This is a genomic window from Mucilaginibacter polytrichastri (assembly GCF_001911425.1).
Lineage (GTDB): Bacteria > Bacteroidota > Bacteroidia > Sphingobacteriales > Sphingobacteriaceae > Mucilaginibacter > Mucilaginibacter polytrichastri.
Window position 1 is genome coordinate 4,925,947 of record NZ_MPPL01000001.1, and the last position, 19,140, is coordinate 4,945,086.

At 44.8% G+C, this 19,140-nt stretch carries 15 protein-coding genes; 7 read left to right on the top strand and 8 right to left on the bottom strand.

What is annotated here, in order from left to right; genetic code table 11:
- Nucleotides 1-25: 25 nt before the first annotated feature.
- Nucleotides 26-1,306, bottom strand: coding sequence for a replication-associated recombination protein A (locus RG47T_RS21190; protein ID WP_074491490.1), 1,281 nt, complete (start codon nucleotides 1,304-1,306; stop codon nucleotides 26-28).
- A gap of 326 nt (nucleotides 1,307-1,632) precedes the next feature.
- On the opposite strand from RG47T_RS21190, the gene RG47T_RS21195 reads away from it, so the two are divergent.
- Nucleotides 1,633-2,259, top strand: coding sequence for a DNA-3-methyladenine glycosylase family protein (locus tag RG47T_RS21195; RefSeq protein WP_074491492.1), 627 nt, complete (start codon nucleotides 1,633-1,635; stop codon nucleotides 2,257-2,259).
- 53 nt (nucleotides 2,260-2,312) lie between these two features.
- Here RG47T_RS21195 and RG47T_RS21200 read toward each other — a convergent pair whose 3' ends face one another.
- The 7 genes from RG47T_RS21200 to RG47T_RS21230 all read right to left on the bottom strand — a co-directional run bounded on the left by RG47T_RS21200 (nucleotide 2,313) and on the right by RG47T_RS21230 (nucleotide 11,449).
- Nucleotides 2,313-3,086, bottom strand: coding sequence for a DUF1835 domain-containing protein (locus RG47T_RS21200; RefSeq protein WP_074491493.1), 774 nt, complete (start codon nucleotides 3,084-3,086; stop codon nucleotides 2,313-2,315).
- A gap of 334 nt (nucleotides 3,087-3,420) precedes the next feature.
- Nucleotides 3,421-5,052: an ATP-dependent DNA ligase gene (locus tag RG47T_RS21205; protein WP_074491495.1), complete on the bottom strand. Its 1,632-nt coding sequence runs from the start codon at nucleotides 5,050-5,052 to the stop codon at nucleotides 3,421-3,423.
- Nucleotides 5,049-6,173, bottom strand: coding sequence for a ligase-associated DNA damage response exonuclease (locus tag RG47T_RS21210; protein WP_074491497.1), 1,125 nt, complete (start codon nucleotides 6,171-6,173; stop codon nucleotides 5,049-5,051). The genes RG47T_RS21205 and RG47T_RS21210 overlap by 4 nt, the downstream gene beginning before the upstream one ends.
- A gap of 184 nt (nucleotides 6,174-6,357) precedes the next feature.
- Nucleotides 6,358-8,502 (bottom strand): carboxy terminal-processing peptidase, encoded by a 2,145-nt coding sequence (locus tag RG47T_RS21215; RefSeq protein WP_074493636.1) that lies wholly within the window; start codon nucleotides 8,500-8,502, stop codon nucleotides 6,358-6,360.
- A 198-nt stretch (nucleotides 8,503-8,700) separates the two neighbouring features.
- Nucleotides 8,701-9,312, bottom strand: a complete 612-nt coding sequence (locus tag RG47T_RS21220) for a hypothetical protein (RefSeq protein WP_139235792.1) — start codon at nucleotides 9,310-9,312, stop codon at nucleotides 8,701-8,703.
- 98 nt (nucleotides 9,313-9,410) lie between these two features.
- The gene (locus RG47T_RS21225; protein WP_074491501.1) at nucleotides 9,411-10,253 is read right to left on the bottom strand and encodes an isoaspartyl peptidase/L-asparaginase; all 843 of its coding nucleotides are present in this window, start codon (nucleotides 10,251-10,253) and stop codon (nucleotides 9,411-9,413) included.
- A gap of 281 nt (nucleotides 10,254-10,534) precedes the next feature.
- Nucleotides 10,535-11,449 carry a cyanophycinase gene (locus tag RG47T_RS21230; protein ID WP_074491503.1) on the bottom strand — a complete coding sequence of 305 codons (915 nt, stop codon included), beginning with the start codon at nucleotides 11,447-11,449 and terminating at the stop codon, nucleotides 10,535-10,537.
- A gap of 159 nt (nucleotides 11,450-11,608) precedes the next feature.
- Here RG47T_RS21230 and cphA point away from each other — a divergent pair, with 159 nt between their 5' ends.
- From cphA to RG47T_RS21260, 6 genes are all read left to right on the top strand, one after another.
- On the top strand, nucleotides 11,609-14,230 hold the full coding sequence (gene cphA / locus RG47T_RS21235; RefSeq protein ID WP_074491504.1) for a cyanophycin synthetase: 2,622 nt from the start codon (nucleotides 11,609-11,611) through the stop codon (nucleotides 14,228-14,230).
- Nucleotides 14,231-14,527: 297 nt separating this feature from the next.
- Nucleotides 14,528-16,081: a flexirubin biosynthesis tyrosine ammonia-lyase FlxA gene (gene flxA / locus RG47T_RS21240; RefSeq protein ID WP_074491505.1), complete on the top strand. Its 1,554-nt coding sequence runs from the start codon at nucleotides 14,528-14,530 to the stop codon at nucleotides 16,079-16,081.
- Nucleotides 16,082-16,084: 3 nt separating this feature from the next.
- Nucleotides 16,085-16,813, top strand: a complete 729-nt coding sequence (gene flxB, locus RG47T_RS21245; protein WP_074491507.1) for a flexirubin biosynthesis SDR family reductase FlxB — start codon at nucleotides 16,085-16,087, stop codon at nucleotides 16,811-16,813.
- Nucleotides 16,814-16,818: 5 nt separating this feature from the next.
- The gene (locus tag RG47T_RS21250) at nucleotides 16,819-17,241 is read left to right on the top strand and encodes a hotdog family protein (protein ID WP_074491509.1); all 423 of its coding nucleotides are present in this window, start codon (nucleotides 16,819-16,821) and stop codon (nucleotides 17,239-17,241) included.
- Between the two features lie 8 nt (nucleotides 17,242-17,249).
- Complete coding sequence (locus RG47T_RS21255; RefSeq protein ID WP_074493638.1) at nucleotides 17,250-18,386, top strand: beta-ketoacyl-[acyl-carrier-protein] synthase family protein; 1,137 nt, start codon at nucleotides 17,250-17,252, stop codon at nucleotides 18,384-18,386.
- 16 nt (nucleotides 18,387-18,402) lie between these two features.
- Nucleotides 18,403-19,020 (top strand): hypothetical protein, encoded by a 618-nt coding sequence (locus RG47T_RS21260; protein WP_074491511.1) that lies wholly within the window; start codon nucleotides 18,403-18,405, stop codon nucleotides 19,018-19,020.
- Nucleotides 19,021-19,140: the final 120 nt, after the last annotated feature.

Here is a 19,140-nt window from a genome sequence, read left to right on the forward strand (position 1 = left end):
CAAAGAGGGGGGGGGGATTGAATCTTCAATACCCATACCTATTCCCCCATAATTTCTTTAACTTTTCCTTTGCTTCATTTTCGCGGGCATTATTGCCAGGATCATACAGTTTGGTGCCTTTTACTTCCAAGGGTAAAAAGTCGAGGTCTACAAAGTTATTATCGTAGTTGTGGGCATATTTATAGTCTTTACCGTAGCCAATATTTTTCATCAGCTTGGTTGGCGCATTTCGCAGGTGTAGCGGCACCGGCAAATCGCCGGTGCGCCTAACCAGCTCCATGGCAGCACCTATTGCCGTAGTGGCCGAATTACTTTTAGGCGATGTAGCCAAATAAATTACCGTTTGCGAAAGGATCAATTGCGACTCTGGCATCCCAATTTTATTCACCGCCTCAAAACAGCTTTGTGCAAGTAACAAGGCATTCGGGTTGGCATTACCAATATCTTCCGATGCCAGTATCAGCATGCGGCGGGCAATAAACAGCGGGTCTTCTCCCCCTACCAGCATCCTGGCCAACCAGTAAACCGCGCCATTAGGGTCGCTCCCCCGCATAGATTTTATAAAGGCCGAAATAATATCGTAGTGCTGCTCGCCGGCTTTATCATACAGGGCCATGTTTTGCTGCACATGTTCCAACACTATTTTATTAGTAATGGTGATACTCTTACTATCAAAAGCATTAACCAGCAACTCGAAAATATTAAGCAGCTTGCGCCCATCCCCGCCAGAGAGGCGCAGCAAAGCTTCATGCTCTTTAATGTTGATCTTCTTTTTGCTGAGCACCACATCTTCCTTTTGCGCCTTTTTCAGCATGCTCACCAGGTCATCTTCGTCAAGCGCTTTCAGGATATAAACCTGGCAGCGCGAAAGTAAAGCCGAGATCACCTCGAAAGATGGGTTCTCGGTAGTGGCACCTATCAAAGTAACAATACCCCGCTCTACGGCACCCAACAATGAATCTTGCTGCGATTTTGAGAAACGATGGATCTCATCGATAAACAAGATCGGCAGGGTTTGCCCCTCCTCTTTCAATAAAGATGCCTTTTCAATTACCTCGCGCACATCCTTAACGCCCGAATTAATGGCGCTTAATGCAAAAAACGGACGATACAAACTTTGCGAAATAATATAAGCCAGCGTGGTTTTACCAACGCCCGGAGGCCCCCAGAAAATCATAGAAGGCAAGGTGCCGGCTTCTATCGCTTTACGCAATACAGCCCCCGGCCCTACCAAATGTTTCTGCCCCACGTAATCATCCAGCGACTTTGGGCGCATGCGCTCGGCCAGCGGCGGTAAATTAATCATGAAAGTAAATTTCGGGAAAGTAAATGAAAGAAACTAAATTTAGCTATAAATTTTAGCAAAACAATTGCCATTGATGTTGCTCCTAATCTGCCTGCAGATTAAATAGTACAATAATTTACTGGATGGCAGCCCGTTACGAAAACGATTGCGTGAATAAATAATTCAAAACGTATCAATCTCTCCCGCCTGGTAAATAATTTTGATTATCATTTTGGGTTGAGCATTTACAATGCGATGTAATTGTTTAATTTATTAAGATTGGTTGAGTTTAAGGCCCTGTGTGCGAACAGGGCCTTTTTTGTTTTTAAAGCGATTACCTTTACTGCATGTTCGCCCATTTCGACCATAGCAATTTTCACAGCATCTGCAATCAGTTGGCGGCAGCAGATACCGATCTGGCAGCCATCATCCATAACTATGGCTACCCACCCATGTGGTCGCGGCCCAATACCTTCGAATCCTTAGTGCACATTATCCTGGAGCAGCAGGTTTCACTGGCTTCGGCGTTATCGGCACTCAATAAACTGAAAGAAGCTATCCAGGAAATTACACCTGCACGTGTTTTACTATTAACTGACGAGGAGCTAAAGGCTTGCTATTTTAGCCGGCAAAAAACGGCCTATGTGCGTTACCTGGCCGAAGCAATTTTAAACGGACAAATCAATCTGACAGCATTTGAGAATCAGCCGGATGATGAGATCCGCACCAGCCTTATCAAACTTAAAGGCATCGGCAACTGGACGGTTGATGTGTACCTGATGTTTGTGCTACACCGTACCGACATTTTCCCCATCGGCGATCTGGCAGCTGTACAGGCCATGAAAAAGGTAAAGCAATTACCCGCAGGCGTTACCAGGGACGAGATACTAATGATTACCGAACAATGGCAACCCTACAGAACCGTGGCTACCATGTTGTTGTGGCATGATTATTTGAGCAGAAGAAAAGGTTAGGCGCAAGGGGCAACAATTAAGAGCCAAAACAAACACATATTTATAGTTACGGACTAAAAATCTTTGTCCAGTCGTTCCAAATAAATATCCAACTCCCGGTCACCCATTCCATAAATCTTTTCGGCCGACCAAAATTGTTCATAAATATCAGCGCGCTCCACTATGCCACTTTGCTTAATAGCCAATAACTTTTGTTCAATATAATTATGGCCGTCAGCATTTACAGTTAAACGCTTTACATGCGCTTGCATAGCGGCCTTAAGCTGGTGCAGGCTGCCCCAGAAAGGGTTAGTATCTATCCAGTTTTGCAGGTCATTAACATTACCGCGCACATATAAGCTCCAGGCTTCTTCGGCCAGCCGAAAGTCGTAATCGGTAAGGCGCAGACGGCCGTCGAACAGGTATTCGAGTTGCTCGCCATTCAGCTGGCCCATGCCACGGAAATCATCCAAACCGGGGTAGCTATCCGGGCTAATCAAATATATAGCGCGGTTGCTCAGATCAAACTGCTGTTCAATCAGTTGCATGGCTGCCAGCATATTAACCTGGCAATGCAAATCGAACTCGAACCATAGGTTAATTTCTTCATACGGATAATTGAATTTCTCCAGCTGGCCCACCATGTGTTCTAAATAATGTTCGGGCGTAGTGGTAAATGTTTTACTGACCCATTCGGTACGCATTTTCCAAAATTCACTGTCGATCGTTTTTGTAACCGGCCCTTCAGAGAGCACTTCGCGCCAAACAATAACATCGCCGTCGAGGCCGGTGTCGTTAAACCCTTTTAAAGTATCGTCGCCATTGAGGATTTGGAGCGTGTTTTCCATCTGTTAAATATAGTGAAGGCAATCCATCTGGATGGAGATATTTTTTAATGTAAATCTGTACGTTGCTTGAACGCAATTTATCTTTAATTCATTAACTTTTAGTGACAAAATTTTGTCACTAAAAGTTAATTTGAGTTAGTAAAAGTGGAACATGAGGCTAATTAAAAATCCCTGCTTAAGTATCTTATTATGTGAATTTTACATGTTAATTCCAACCTAAATAATGACTTTTAAGTATGCAGTATGGAACAGGTGGCACAAGTGGAACGTTCCACTTTATTTCATCATGCAAACTTGTCCTGTGGGATCCCGAAACAAATTCGGGATAAGGGATTTATAGATTATTATTATCCCCCAACAAAGCTTTCAATGTCTCAATACTATCCGCTTCTTCTTTTGGTTTATCATGCCGCCAACGCAGTATCCTCGGGAACCTTAATGCCACGCCAGATTTGTGCCGGGTTGATTTATTGATCCCCTCAAAACCTATCTCAAATACCAACTCGGGTTTTACGGTGCGTACTGGGCCAAATTTTTCGAGCGTGTTACGCTTTACAAAATAATCAACTTTGTTAATCTCGGCATCTGTAAGGCCGGAGTAGGCTTTGGCAAATGGCACCAGCTTATCGCCATCCCATACGGCAAAGGTGTAGTCTGTATAAAGGTCGGCGCGGCGGCCGTGGCCTTTTTGGGCATAAATCATTACCGCATCTATAGATAATGGGTCTATTTTCCACTTCCACCAGTCGCCCCGGCGGCGGCCCACCTGGTAGGTGGCGTTCTTGCGTTTCAGCATAATTCCTTCGGCAATCATCTCGCGAGATTGTCCGCGGATGTCGCTAAGCTCATCCCAACTGCCGAAAGTAATGAGTGGCGATATATTAAAAATCTCGGGATAAGCATTATCCCGATGCAAGCCATCCAAAATTCCCCGTCTTTCTGATTGCGTTTTGTAGCGGATATCTTCTCCGTTAAATTCCAGGCAATCATAGGCAATGAGCGAAACAGGGCTGTCTTCCAAAATTTTCTTCGTCAGGTTTTTGCGGCCAATACGAGTTTGCAATATATTAAATGGCAGCGGTAAGCCATTACGGAAACTCAGGATCTCGCCATCCAGTACAGTGCCATCTGGCAGATCTTTCATAAAAGGATGCAATTCGGGGAACTTATCCGTCGAAAGGTCTTCGCCGCGGCTCCATATAAATAACTGACCATCGCGTTTAATTAGTTGCGCGCGAATACCATCCCATTTCCACTCGGCCTGCCATTCAGATGCATCACCCAAGGCAGCCTGCAAATCTTCAACAGATTTCTGTACAACTGAAGTTTCCTGGATTGGATAAGCCAAAAAGAAAGGATATGGCCGCGAGATATCTTCCGAATCTTGTTTGGGTTGAATGAGTTGGGCAAAGGTATATTCTTCGGGTTTCCAACTGCCCATAATTCGATGGGTAAGCACGGCGGCATCCAGGTTGGCAATCTCGGCAACGGCCTTTACCACCAGGTTTTGCGATACCCCCACACGGAAACTGCCCGTCATTAATTTATTAAACACAAAACGCTCTTGGGTATCGAGTATAGACCATGAGTATTGCAACCAGTGTTTTTTATCCTCTTCGGTGTAGGTAGCCAAGGCATTGATCTCTGCTATCCATTCAGTCAAAGTTTTACTGCTGCTTTGCTCCGTGTTTTGCGGGAACAGCAGGGCAATAGTTTCGGCCAAATCGCCTACTACATGGTAACTTTCTTCAAATAACCAGGCAGGTAACTGCAAGGCCTCCAGGGCCCACAGCTTAAATAATGTGCTGTTGATCTGCCTTTTGGGGCTGCGCCCGGTAAAAAGGGCAAGCATATGCATTTTATCTGTATCGGGGACACAGTTGAAATATTCTTTCAAAATGCGTACTTTCTCATTGGTTTTGTTGGTCTCATCGAGCGAGAGGAAGAGTTGTGCGAAGGCCTTCATATGGTGCCTCCTTCATTAGCCTCACTTAAAGAAGCCCCCTCTAAATCTCCCCCGGTAGGGGAGACTTGAACTTCACTTTCTTCTTGCTCCCTCTCCCTTGGTGAAGGCTGGAGTGGGGCTTCTACAACCTCTTCTTCACCACCATACAATGTATGCACCTCGTGTGCATCAAAGCCAATATCATTTAAATATCGGGTAAAACTGGCAGTATAACCGTGGGTTAAATAAACCTTTTCGCAGCCAGTGGCATCAATGGCGCTAATGAGGCCGTTCCAGTCGGCATGGTCTGAGAGTACAAAGCCACGATCTGCAGCCCGGCGGCGCTTAGCACCGCGAATGGCCATCCAGCCCGAGCAATAACCAAAACTATAGGGTTGAAACTTCCGCATCCAGGGCGAGCCCACTGCCGATGGCGGTGCAATGATAATACCTTTGCGCACTTCTTCTTTAACAGATTCTGCCGTGATGCGCACTGTTGGGTTTAATATTACGCCATTGCGCCGCAGGGCTTCATTGGTATTTTCTATAACGCCGTGGGTAAATATTTTACCGTTCAGCATATCGAGGTTTTGGATGATGCGTTGTGCTTTGCCTAAAGAATAGCCAACAACAACCGTGGCCAGGTTATTCTCGAGGTTGTACCGCCACCAATTGTTCATATCATCAAATAATTGTGCCTGTGGTTTCCATTGGTAAACCGGCATGCCAAAGGTACATTCCGATATAAAATGATGACAGGCCACGGGTTCAAAGGGAGTGCAAACACCATCATTCTCGGTTTTATAATCGCCGGATACCACCCAAACCTCGCCCTGACTAACCACCCTGATTTGCGCCGAGCCTATCACATGCCCTGCCGGAAACAGCGTGATCTCCACACCATTCTTCATCACGGTTTCGCCGTACTCAACTGTTTGCAATTGAATTTCGCCAAGGCGGTAATACAGCACCTCTCGCGAGAGATGGTGGGCCAGGTAATGCTTATGCCCCACATAGGCATGGTCTGCATGTGCATGGGTAATTACGGCATCATCCACGGGCTTCCAGGGGTCTATATAAAACTTTCCTTTAGCGCAGTAAATCCCTCTATCTGTAAATTCGAGCAGTGGCTTTTTAGGCATAATGTTATAACCCTCTTCATAGCCAACTTGTTTGTGCTGCGACTACCCCCTTTTGTTGTCGCTAATAAATATCGTTGATACAGACTTATAATGGGTTTTAGACCCTGCGGAAATGCCTCATTAATAAAACAGCAAAGCCCCCGATAAAATCAGGGGCTTTGCTGTTTTATTATATTTTGCAGTGTTATGGCGTAACCTTAACCGGTGTTGCAGTGAGTTTGTTTCCTAAACTAATATAGTCGGTTAATATTTGTCCGGCTTCAATTTTCAGGAAGTCTAGATCTTCTTTCTTAGGGCGGGTTTCTCCTTTTTTCAATGGGGTAAGGCCTAAGGCCACACGGCGCAGGTTATTCCGTTCAAATGAAGTTGCTTCGTCTGCATCGCGTTGTTTTTTAAGCTGCTCCTCGTTAAGGGTTACACTTTTTTCTGCATCGCGTTTTTTAAAGTCGGCAATATCTTCCAGCAAGTATTTGTAGTTAGGGCTGCTGTTCATGCGTTCTGTATGCATTTTGCTTAATTGCGGAATCACGGTGCTAAAATCGCCCACTTTGGTGTAGGTGCTTTGCTTAATCATGTCATAAGGTAAAGCAGATGGCTCGGTATCTTCGCCATATTTATCCAATGGTATAACAGCCGGGAAGCTAATATCCGGCGTAACACCTTTGTGCTGGGTAGAGCCTCCGCTAATGCGATAGAATTTAGCCATAGTAAGGTTTAACTGCCCGAATTTAGACATGGTGCCTATCGGTTTTTTAGCTCCGCCTTTTGTGGTAATATTAGCCAGCATTTCTTTAATAGACGGGCTTATTACCTGGTCGAGATCAATAACACTTTGTACGGTACCTTTACCATAGGTTTGAGTACCTATGATCATACCACGGCCATAATCCTGTATCGCGCCAGAGAAAATCTCAGAAGCTGATGCGCTAAAGCGGTCGACCAATACAGCCATTGGGCCGGTCCAGGCAATACCCGGGTCTTCATCTTCGTCAACCTCTACACGGTTTTTGGTATCGCGCACCTGTACTACAGGGCCGGTCTTAATAAATAAACCGGTTAGGTCTACCGCTTCAACTAATGAGCCACCACCATTTTGGCGAAGATCCATAACCACACCGTCCACATTATCACGTTTCAGGGTGTCCAATATCAGTTTAACATCGCGGGTTGTGCTTTTATATTTAGGGTCTCCGGCTTTATAGGCATTAAAATCGAGGTAAAAAGCAGGTACATAAATAATACCTATTTTAACTGTTTTACCATTTTCGTTATAAGTGCGGATCTCTTTTTTGGCCGATTGATCTTGCAGAATGATCTTCTCGCGAACCATCTCTACAATCTTAGGCTTGTCTGATGCGTTTTTGCCTTTAGGCAGTATTTTCAATTTAACCACGGTTCCCTTAGAGCCACGGATCAGCGTGATGGCATTATCTACCCTCCACCCTACAATATCCTGAAACTCGCCAGTTTTGCCTTGTGCTACGCCAATAATGCGGTCATCAATGTTAATTAAATGGCTTTTATCGGCCGGGCCGCCCGGTACAATGGTTTTAATGGTTACATATTCATTTTCAGACATCAGCGAAGCACCGATACCTTCCAGCGAGCGCGACATATCAATATTAAATTCGGCAGCATTGGCCGGGTTAAAATAATTGGTGTGCGGGTCAATGGCATTGGTTAAGGCATCCATAAAAACCTGCAGCACGTCTGTATTAGCTAGCTTGTTAGATTGAATTAAGAGATTGTTATACCGTTTTCTAAGGATGTCTTTATTCTTAGTCATATCGGCATTAGCCAGTTTAAGATTAAGCAGGTCATACTTTACCCGTTGCGACCATTGGTTATCCATCTCGGCCTGGCTGGCTATGTATGGCAGGCTATCCCTGTCGTAAGTAAAATCCTCGTTTTTGTTAAAATCGAAGTTTTTATCAAGCTGGGCCAGTGAATATTTAACATGCTCGTTATAGCGTTTTTTATAAACGTTAAATATGAAGAATACATCGTCAAGGTTACCTTCTCTAATGTCTTCATCCAGTACTATTTTGTATGGTTCGAAGCTTTTAATATCAGATGCCAGGAAATAGTTATGATTTTCATCTAACGATTTGATATACCTGTCGAAAATCACTTTAGAGATCGAATCATTCAGTTCAACTTTCTTGTAGTTGTATTTCGAGATAAGTTCTGCAACTTCTTTTAAAACAACGCTTTGTTGTTCATCGGGGTGTAAATCGCCGGGGCCGGTTGTTTGTGGTGGTTTGCTGGGGGCTGCCTTACATGCCAATGCCGTGCCCAGAATAAGTAGGATATATAATTTCTTAAACATGCGTTTTACAGTTACTAAATCTAATCGGTTATCAAACATCAATATATGCAAGTATTTATTTGCTAATGTAAATAAAAAGAGACAGCTGCAAAGCTGCCTCAATAGTTACTAATAAAATATTACTAAATAATGTTTTATACAGTATTGCAATATGACAAACGTGATATTGCAAACTATAGTATGATGCTGTTGATAAGCTTAATCAATTGCCGGTTGGCTTGCTATGGCGTTACTGGCGTAACGCAACTCGGCCCGGGTTGATGTGATACGCGAATTCTGGATGGTTTTTAATTTCTTTTCTACCAGTATCAGGTCAATCAGCCAGCCATGTGCCGATGCCATATCACGCGCCTCGAGCAGGTCTTGCTGCGCCAGAACAAAATCGCCGATGTCTGATTTTACACCGGCCAAATTCATCAGGTTATTGATGGTAAGCTTGTCGTTGTTTTGCTGGCGCGATAAGAAGTTGCTTTGCAAAAAGTACCATTTCGCTTCAGAATAACGGTTTTGCTGCACATATAAAAGCGCTAGATCGCTAAAGTTATAACTGGCTACATTGTAAATACGGAAACGCATATTGTGCTGTGCAGTACGCATTACAAAATGTTCGGTCAGGTCCATGGCATATTCGCTTGGTGCTACAGCTTTAAACCTCATCTTTTGATTTCTGCGAAGATCGGCCCTGGTAAAACGACTGACCGTATGATCCTGAACTTGTGTTAATAATGGAAAGCGTTCGTGCTTTGTAAACCACTGCGCCGAAGCGGACATACTGATAGCACAAAATAAGAAGAGTAGGGCTAATCTCATTAGATTTTACCTTTGAATGTATTTAAATTAACTAGTATGTAAATATAGGTGTATAATAGCATTGCTGATTATCATCAGCAAGTAAATATAAAAACTATTTATTGAAATACCTCGGCTGTACCATCACTAAAAGCCCATACCATATAAGGGTGAGTATCAGCATGGTATATTTCGCCCTCGGCACTAAGCCCAACCACCCCGGCAAAGCCGTCAAAGGGCTTTAATTCGTTTAAAGTTTTTTGGGTTGCCGCGGCTAAAGATAGGCCATCGGTAACACGTGTAACAATTTTAGTGGCTACAGATCCGCTTACAATATCTTCGCCCACACCGGTACACGAGATACCTGCAAACTGGTTAACATAATTACCCGCCGTAGTGGCCGAATCACTTACCCGGCCCGGCATTTCAAAGCCTTTGCCCCCGGTTGAGGTCCCTGCGGCCAGGTTACCATCCGCATCTAAAGCCACGCAGCCTACCGTACCCAAGCAGATCGAGTCGCTCAATTTCTTTTCATATTCCTGGCGGCGTTGCGGTATCTCTGTATTAAAATAACCAAAGCCCTGCTCGCGGGCAAATTCCTGTGCGCCCAGGCCACTCAATACACGGTCATTATGCTGCATCAGTTTTTCTGCAACCAATATTGGGTTTTTAATATCCTCTACATTAATAACGCCCGAAAATTTCTGGGTTTTCCCATCCATCAGCGCAGCGCTCAAGCGGATCTTGCCATCGCTCTGTATCTGCGAACCGGTACCTGCATTAAAAAGGTCGCAATCTTCCAGCAGCTGCACCGTGTAAACCACAGTTTCGGTCGCTGTATGGTTTTGTAGGTATTGATACCCCTGCTGCACAATATCAGTTAAAGCATCCTGCTTGGCCTTCTTTACTTCCTGATTAGTCAACGATTCGCTGAAGAACCCCCCGTGGATGATGAGTTTCATAATGGTTTAATTATTTCGGATGTCGAATGTTCGATTTCGGATTTATTTATGCTCTTCATTGCGAAATACGAAGCAATCTCAAACTTGCAGATCCGCTCTGTATATCGGGGATTGTTTCGTACCTCGTAATGACGGGTTGTGTCTAATTTTAATTGCCGGGGCGTTCCCCTCCGGGTCGGGCTATCTGTTACAATCCTCGCCCCGCTCGGGCTTTCCACTACTATGCCTAACGCAAGGATCTTGTCTCTTGATTCTTGGTTCTCGATTCTTGCCTCTCTTACTCAGTCTTTATCGGGCGCTTGTAAATAAACGCCCTCTTCTACCTTAACGGTTTTTTTGATCATTAGCTTATGTTGCTTCAAATCATATTTATCAAAAATAGACATTACGTGTACACGCAGGCTCTCTATCGATACCGGAGAGCCGATCTCTACATTATAAATATTGGTTTCTACAATGTTGCGGCCATCCACCAGGATAATTAGTCCGGATCCTATGGCTTCCATCATACTGCCCTCCGTAATCAGCAGGCCGGTATCTTCGCCCAAACCTATCCCCAAAATGCCGGGGTTGCTAGCCACTGCATAAAACAAACGCCCGATACGGCCGCGTTGTACAAAGTGGGTATCAATAAAAACAGAATCGATAAAACCAAGCCCCGCCGTAATCTGCACTTCGCCTTTAATAAGGGCCTCATTGCTTTGCCCTCGATAGATCATATTTGATGATGCCGCTGCCGCGCCGGCAGAAGTGCCTGCTATTACAAAGTTTTCGTTCTTGTAGCGCTCTTTCAGAATTTGCAGAAATGCTGTGCCACCAAAGATAGAGCTGAGGCGTAACTGGTCGCCGCCGCTAAACATTACCACATCGGCTTTGCGAATACGGTCAAGGTTGTCTTTTTGGGCAGCATCTTCCCTACTGCGGATATCCATAATGTTAACGTGGGATACATTAAGCTGATTAAAAGCCTTAATATATTCCTTACCCACCAGCTCGGGTATTTGCGATGCCGTGGTAATTACTTCTACAATAATACCTTCGTGTTTTCCCGATTCTGTGATGATACGTTTTAATATTCCGCGTTCAAAAAAACGGATATGATCGGTTGGTTTAATGTACTCTTCCTGGGCATTCACATTGCTGCCCATATCTACAGCACCACCTATAATAATCAGTTTACCTTTAGGAGCAGCCATATTTTAGTATGATAGTAAGCTACAAATTAACATAAAATCGCGTTAAAACGGCTAACAATCAAACAAATATTGCTTTTGCAGATTAAAGTTTCATCTGATTGTTACAATCATTAGATTTATAACAAATACGCAAAGCAAAAAATATCCCCATAGCATTTTATGAAAATTGAAAATATACAAGTACTCCGCGGACCAAATATCTGGAGCTCGAACCGCAAAAAGTTGATCCAGATGCGGCTCAACCTGGAAGAATTAGAGCACCAGCCAACCAACAAAATAGATGGTTTTTACGAACGCCTGAAAACACTGATACCAAGCCTGTATGAGCATCGCTGCTCGCCGGGTATACCCGGTGGTTTTTTTCAGCGCGTAATTGCCGGCACCTGGATGGGGCACGTAATTGAGCATATTGCTTTAGAGATCCAAACACTTGCAGGTATGGATACCGGCTATGGCCGTACCCGCGAAACACATACCCCTGGTGTATATAATGTGGTTTTTAATTACCTGGAAGAAAAGGTAGGGATTTTTGCTGCCGAAGCTGCCGTGCGGATTGCCGAAGCCTTAATTAAGGGTGATGATTATAACCTGGAGGCTGACATCCAAACCATGAAGGAAATTAGGGAAAATACCCGCCTGGGCCCAAGCACAGGGTCTATTGTGGAAGAAGCCATTGCCCGGGATATCCCCTGGATCAGGTTAAATAATCAATCGCTCGTACAATTGGGTTACGGTAAAAACCAGGTACGTATCCGTGCCACCATGACCGAGAAAACCAGCAGCATAGCAGTTGATTTGGCCGGTAATAAGGACGAAACCAAACGCATACTGCAGGAGCATGCCATCCCTGTTGCCAAGGGCATCACCATAACCTCTGTTGCCGAAGTAGCAGAGGCTATCCGTAAGGTAGGCTTCCCGCTGGTGTTTAAACCGCTGGATGGCAACCATGGCCGCGGTGCAACCATTAATGTAAAAACAGAAGACGATGCAATTGCTGCTTTTGAGCATGCCGCCAAAATATCACGTAAAGTAATTGTAGAGAAATTTATAACCGGGTACGATTTCCGTGTGCTGGTGATCGATAACCAAATGGTTGCCGCTGCATTACGCATACCCGCACACGTAAAAGGCAACGGCGAGCTCAATATTCAGCAACTGATTGATAAAGAAAACAGCGACCCGCGCCGTGGCTACGGCCATGAAAATGTGCTAACCGAAATTTCGGTAGACCGTGACACCATGGACCTGCTGGAAAAGAAAGGTTATACGCTGGAAACCGTACCAACTGACGGTGAGATCGTATACCTGAAATCGACTGCCAACCTAAGCACGGGTGGTACATCTGTTGATGTAACAGACCATGTACACCCGCAAAATGTGTTTATCTGTGAGCGGATTTCGAGAGTTATCGGCCTCGATATTTGCGGTATTGATATCATGGCCGACAATCTGACCGAGCCCTTAACAGAAAACGGCGGTGTTATATTAGAAGTGAATGCTGCACCGGGCTTCAGAATGCACATTGCGCCAAGCGAAGGCTTACCGCGTAACGTGGCAGGGCATGTAATAGATATGTTGTACCCTCCGGGTAAATCTGCACGAATACCTATTATTGCCACAACCGGCACCAATGGTAAAACTACCACCACCCGTTTAATAGCCCACCTGATTAAAAGCAGCGGCTACAGGGTAGGCTATACCACGTCAGACGGTATTTACGTGCAAAACACCATGATGCTGAAAGGCGATACCACCGGCCCGGTAAGTACAGAGTTTATATTAAAAGACCCATCGGTTGATTTTGCCGTGCTGGAAACAGCCCGTGGCGGCATCCTGCGCAGCGGCTTAGGGTTCAGCAAGTGCGATATCGGTGTAATTACCAATATACAGCCCGATCACCTGGGTATAGCTGATATTAATACACTGGAAGACCTGGCCCGTGTAAAATCGGTAGTGATTAATTCTGTTAAAAAAGATGGCTGGGGTATTCTCAATGCCGATAACGAATATTGCGTAAAGATTGGCCGCAAGGCTGATTGCAAGATAGCCTACTTTAGCCGCGACGAAGAGAACCCGGTTATTAAAGCACATTGTGCCAAAGGCGGCATTGCCTGTATTGCCGAAAACGGTTACATCACCATTAAAAAAGGCGACTGGAAAATAAGGGTACAGCGTACGGCATTGGTACCGCTTACGTTTGGCGGTACGGTATCTTTTATGATCGAAAACGTTATGGCAGCTACCCTGGCAGCTTACGTATGGGGTATTAAAACAGAAGAAATTAAAACCTCGTTAACCACCTTTATACCATCAGTAGCACAAACACCTGGGCGGATGAACATTTTTAACTTTAAAGATTTCCGCTTTATGGTTGATTTTGCCCACAACCCGGATGGCTACCTGGGCGTGAAGGAGTTTTTAAAGAGTATAGATTCGCCAATGAAGATCGGCCTGATCTCGGGCACGGGCGACCGCCGCGACGAGGATATCCGCGAGCTGGGGGCTATTGCAGCCACCATGTTCGACAGGATATTATTACGCCAGGAAAACCATACCCGCGGCCGTACCCGCGAAAACCTGCTGGGTTTAATGGTAGAAGGCATAAAATCTGTAAATCCGGATATGAACTTCGAACTACTAACTGCCGACCAGGACCCAATTGCCTATGCCATTAGCCTGGCCCAGCCCGGTACATTTATTACCACATTAAGTGACGCTGTTGATAACGCGGTAGAACTGGTGCAGAATTTCCAGGAAAAGGAAAGATACCACGGGATCTAGAATTTTATAGTCCCGGAGGTGCATAGATACACCATTTGCCAATGCGAAAAGCTCTCGTAACCAATGCTTATTTAATCTGTATTGGTTACGAGAGTTTTTCGCATTATTTGCAGCATAATAATAGAAACTAGTGCGTTGCAATATTTTCGTTAGGTATTGATGCTGATGCCTACCCTGGGTTCGGAATCACAAGGGGAAATAATCCAAAATCAAACATTCTAAATCACCCCCGTTGCTACCATATATTTTCCTAAATTTACCCGTTTAAATATCCATTATATTACAAAAATTTTGCCCATGATAATTGTTGGACAAAGCACGTTGCCTATACATGATTTTGCAGAGGTTATCTTTAATCACCAGCAAATTACGTTAGACCCAACGGCTTTAGATAAAGTTCAAGTCAACTATAATTTCCTTCAGAAATTTTCGTCAAACAAGTTAATCTACGGTATTAATACCGGTTTTGGCCCCATGGCCCAGTACAAAATTAGCGACGATAGCCTATTACAGCTTCAATATAACTTAATCCGCAGCCACTCATCGGGTAGCGGTAATTTACTGCCCGCACACCTGGTTAAAGCCCTAATGGTGGCCCGGCTGAACAGCTTTATGCAGGCACGGTCTGGCATACATCCCGATCTGGTTCATTTACTGGTTGATCTCATCAATAAAAACATTGCGCCATGCATATTTGAGCATGGCGGCGTGGGTGCAAGCGGCGACCTGGTACAGCTGGCCCATTTAGGCCTGGTATTAATTGGCGAAGGGGAAGTAATTTTTGGAGGTGTAGTTAGGCCTACGGCTGAAGTTTTTGCCGAGCAAAACGTTAAGGCATTAACCATCCATGGTCGCGAAGGATTGGCGATAATTAACGGCACTTCTGCCATGACGGGCATTGGCATGACCAACGTGATCCGGGCGCAAAAACTGCTGGATTGGTCGGTGATGCTATCATCCATGGTGAACGAAATTGTGGAAGCCTATGACGATCATTTCAGCTACGAACTAAACATTGTAAAACGCCACCGTGGCCAGAACGAGATCGGCGCACAAATGCGCGAGATCCTGAAAGACAGTAAGCTGATCCGCGACCGTTCTGAGCATTTATATAACCCGGACAACCTGGATCAGGAAGTATTTGAAGATAAAGTGCAGGAGTATTATTCACTGCGCTGCGTTACACAAATCTTAGGGCCGATTTATGATACCATTCAGCAAGCAGGTGAAGTGCTGGAAAACGAGCTGAATTCGGTAAATGATAACCCGGTTATTGACCACGAGAACAATAATGTTTTCCACGGCGGTAATTTCCACGGCGATTATGTATCGCTGGAAATGGACAAGTTGAAAATTGCGATCACCAAACTTTCCATGCTGTCAGAAAGACAATTAAACTACCTGCTGAACCAAAAACTGAACCAGAAATTCCCGCCGTTTGTTAACCTCGGTGTGCTGGGCTTAAACTTTGGCATGCAGGGTGTGCAGTTTACTGCGGTATCAACCGTGGCCGAGAATCAAACCCTATCGTTCCCGATGTATGTACACAGCATCCCGAACAACAACGACAACCAGGATATGGTAAGCATGGGCTGCAACGCGGCATTGATGACTAAAAAGGTGATCGATAACTCGTTTGAGGTGTTAACCATCCAACTGATGACCATTGTTCAGGCCATAGAATACATGGGTTGCCAGGATAAATTATCATCGGCATCGGCATCGGTTTATAACCAGGTGCGGGAAATCTTCCCGGCATTTATAGCCGATGTACCGCAATATAAAACTCAGAAAAAAATTAAAGACTTTTTAGAAACCGCAGGATCATTTACCCCTGCACAGGCCAGCTAGAACATGAAGTGCGCATTAATTACCGGTGGATCAAGAGGTATAGGAAGGGCAATTTGCATTAAGATGGCCGCGCTGGGTTACTACGTGCTCATTAACTATAAAAGCAACGCTGCAGAAGCGGCAAATACACTGCAACTTATTAAAGCGGCAGGAGGCGATGGCATGCTGTTACCCTTTGATGTAAGTGCCAAAGAGCAGGTGCAACAGGTTTTAAGCGGATGGATAGAAGCCAACGAAGACAAACCCATTGAAGTACTGGTAAACAATGCCGGCATACGCGATGACAGCCTGCTGGCCTGGATGACAGACGAACAGTGGGACGGTGTAATGAGCACCAACCTCGACAGCTTTTTTTACACCACCCGTTTGGTACTCAACAGCATGATGATGAACCGTTTTGGACGCATCATAAATGTGGTATCGCTATCAGGCATAAAAGGCCTGCCGGGGCAAACCAATTATTCGGCTGCCAAAGCCGGGGTAATTGGCGCAACCAAAGCCTTGGCGCAGGAAGTTGGCCGGCAGGGTATTACTGTAAATGCATTGGCACCCGGTTTTATTAAAACCGATATGACCGAAGGGCTGGACGAAAAAGAACTCCGGAACCAGATCCCGGTAAGGCGTTTCGGCTTGCCCGAAGAAGTAGCCCATGCAGCTGCCTTTCTGGCTTCGGCAGAATCGGGTTACATCACCGGCCAGGTTTTATCTATTAATGGTGGTTTATATTCTTAATAATTATGCTGCCGCAGTCTGCCATACCACTCATCCCGCAAAAGGCGCCATTTGTAATGGTAGACCAGTTGTTGTTTGCCGATGAAACTACGGCGCGGTGCAGCTTTATCATCAAGGCAGATAATCCTTTGATAAGCGATGGCCTGTTTCAGGAAAGTGGCTTACTGGAAAACATTGCCCAAACAGCCGCAGCCCATGCCGGCTACAGGGCTATTGCCGAAAACAAACCTGTTGCTGCAGGGTTTATCGGTGCAGTAAAAGACTTGGAAGTTTTCGCCCTGCCAAAAACAGGCGATGAATTGCTGACTGAAATTACTGTCGAAGACCAAGTTTTTGAAGTAACCGTAATTAGTGGCAAAGTTTGGTGTAATGATCAAATGTTGGCCAGTTGCGAAATGAAGATATTTGTACAGCACGATAAAGGGTGAGCCGCGAAATGGGAACTAATAAAACAGATGTATTTATTATAGCAGATAATATCTGCTCGCCCCTGGGCCGCACTACGCAGCAAAATTTTGAGCAGATAAAAAACGGCATTTCCGGTGTTCAAAAACATGATAGACCAGATTTATCTGATGTGCCTATAGCTGCTTCGCTTTTCAAAAACAACGAATTTTTTGTACCCGGAACGCACTCCTATACCAAATTTGAACAATTGCTTATTGCCTCTATTACCAATGCATTAAGCCATACCGATATTAAAGCAGATGACCCAAAAACGGGCTTAATCATATCATCAACCAAAGGCAACATTAGTTTATTAGAAACTGAAGAAAATAACTCTGCGTTGCAAAAACGCATCGGCTTAAATACTTCAGCACAATTAATTGCCGGGCACTTTGGGTTTATCAATCAGCCTATTATTATTTCTAATGCCTGTATTTCGGGTGTGATGGCTATTGTAACAGGGATGAGATTGATCCAGTCCGGGCAGTACGATCAGATAGTGATTACCGGCGCTGATGTAATTTCTAAATTTGTATTATCGGGTTTTCAATCCTTCCAGGCTTTAAGTACCGAACGTTGTAAACCCTTTGACAAAAACCGCAAAGGCTTAAACCTGGGCGAAGGTGCCGCCACGGTAATTTTATCGGGCGATGAAAAATACCAAGGAAACATCCGGGTAACCGGAGGCGGCATTACTAATGACGCTAACCATATCTCCGGCCCGTCACGCACCGGGCAGGAGTTGGGCGATGCCATTATTAAAGCGATGAACAATGCAGGGGTTAAGGCAGAAGACATCGGCCTCATCTCCGCACACGGCACAGCAACACCCTATAACGACGAAATGGAAGCCAAAGCGATAATGCTTGCGGGGTTGCAAAAGGCACCGGTAAGCGGCTTAAAGGGCTTCTATGGCCATACGCTAGGTGCAGCCGGGCTAATTGAAACCATATTGGCTAAACAGAGTATGGAGCAGAACACGCTTTTGCCTACTTTGGGCTTTCAAGAAACTGGCACAGCGCCACTAAATATCATCAATGCTGTAAGTAATGCAGCAATTAAACATTGTGTAAAAACAGCGTCGGGTTTTGGCGGCTGTAACGGCGCTTTGGTTTTAAGTAAATAAATTAGCAGTAAGAAAATTGTCGGCAGGTAAATACCATATCACAAGCAGCTGTATCATAAGCGGTAATACCGTTTACAAAAATGAGGTGCAGGTATTTGGGCAACCAGGTACTAATCCCGGCGATTTCCTGCTTGCTGTTTATCAGCACTTCGAACTTAATTATCCTAAATTTTACAAAATGGATAGCCTGAGTAAGCTGGGCTGGCTGGCTTCGGAGGTATTGTTAAAAGATTGCTTCGACAAAAACAAGTATGAGCACGAGGCAATTGGGCTGGTGTTAACCAACGCCAACTCGAGCCTGGATGCCGATCTGAAATATTGGGATTCTGTACATGATATGGCCAGTCCATCGTTATTTGTGTATACCTTGCCTAATATAGTAATTGGCGAAATTTGCATTCGTAACGGCTTTAAGGGTGAAGACGCACTTTATATCACTCCGCAATTTGATGCCGTATTTTTACAGCAGCAAGTGAACTATTTACTGGATAACGATATTTTAAATGCTTGCATTTGCGGCTGGGTTGATATGATTGGAGGGGATTATAAAGCGGCTTTATTTTTGGTAGAAGAAGATGAAGATGGGATTGAGTTTGAGATTGAGGAATTGAACAGGATATTTAATATAACATAAAGAACACACCCTAATGACCACATTTGCAAAGTGCAGAGTCTGTGCGTCCCCTCTCGAGCGGGAAATTGCAGGACATTGCTAATTGCACTAACATTAATTAGGGGTGTGTCCTAAACAATA

Excerpts from the sequence above, each read along its gene's own strand:
- RG47T_RS21205 (WP_074491495.1), bottom strand. The coding sequence starts at position 5,052 with ATGAAGGCCTTCGCACAACTCTTCCTCTCGCTCGATGAGACCAACAAA.
- RG47T_RS21225 (WP_074491501.1), bottom strand. The coding sequence starts at position 10,253 with ATGAAACTCATCATCCACGGGGGGTTCTTCAGCGAATCGTTGACTAAT.
- flxA (WP_074491505.1), top strand. The coding sequence starts at position 14,528 with ATGATAATTGTTGGACAAAGCACGTTGCCTATACATGATTTTGCAGAG.
- RG47T_RS21190 (WP_074491490.1), bottom strand. The coding sequence starts at position 1,306 with ATGATTAATTTACCGCCGCTGGCCGAGCGCATGCGCCCAAAGTCGCTG.
- RG47T_RS21210 (WP_074491497.1), bottom strand. The coding sequence starts at position 6,173 with ATGCCTAAAAAGCCACTGCTCGAATTTACAGATAGAGGGATTTACTGC.
- RG47T_RS21220 (WP_139235792.1), bottom strand. The coding sequence starts at position 9,312 with ATGAGATTAGCCCTACTCTTCTTATTTTGTGCTATCAGTATGTCCGCT.
- RG47T_RS21200 (WP_074491493.1), bottom strand. The coding sequence starts at position 3,086 with ATGGAAAACACGCTCCAAATCCTCAATGGCGACGATACTTTAAAAGGG.
- flxB (WP_074491507.1), top strand. The coding sequence starts at position 16,085 with ATGAAGTGCGCATTAATTACCGGTGGATCAAGAGGTATAGGAAGGGCA.
- RG47T_RS21230 (WP_074491503.1), bottom strand. The coding sequence starts at position 11,449 with ATGGCTGCTCCTAAAGGTAAACTGATTATTATAGGTGGTGCTGTAGAT.
- RG47T_RS21255 (WP_074493638.1), top strand. The coding sequence starts at position 17,250 with ATGGGAACTAATAAAACAGATGTATTTATTATAGCAGATAATATCTGC.
- RG47T_RS21215 (WP_074493636.1), bottom strand. The coding sequence starts at position 8,502 with ATGTTTAAGAAATTATATATCCTACTTATTCTGGGCACGGCATTGGCA.
- RG47T_RS21195 (WP_074491492.1), top strand. The coding sequence starts at position 1,633 with ATGTTCGCCCATTTCGACCATAGCAATTTTCACAGCATCTGCAATCAG.
- cphA (WP_074491504.1), top strand. The coding sequence starts at position 11,609 with ATGAAAATTGAAAATATACAAGTACTCCGCGGACCAAATATCTGGAGC.
- RG47T_RS21250 (WP_074491509.1), top strand. The coding sequence starts at position 16,819 with ATGCTGCCGCAGTCTGCCATACCACTCATCCCGCAAAAGGCGCCATTT.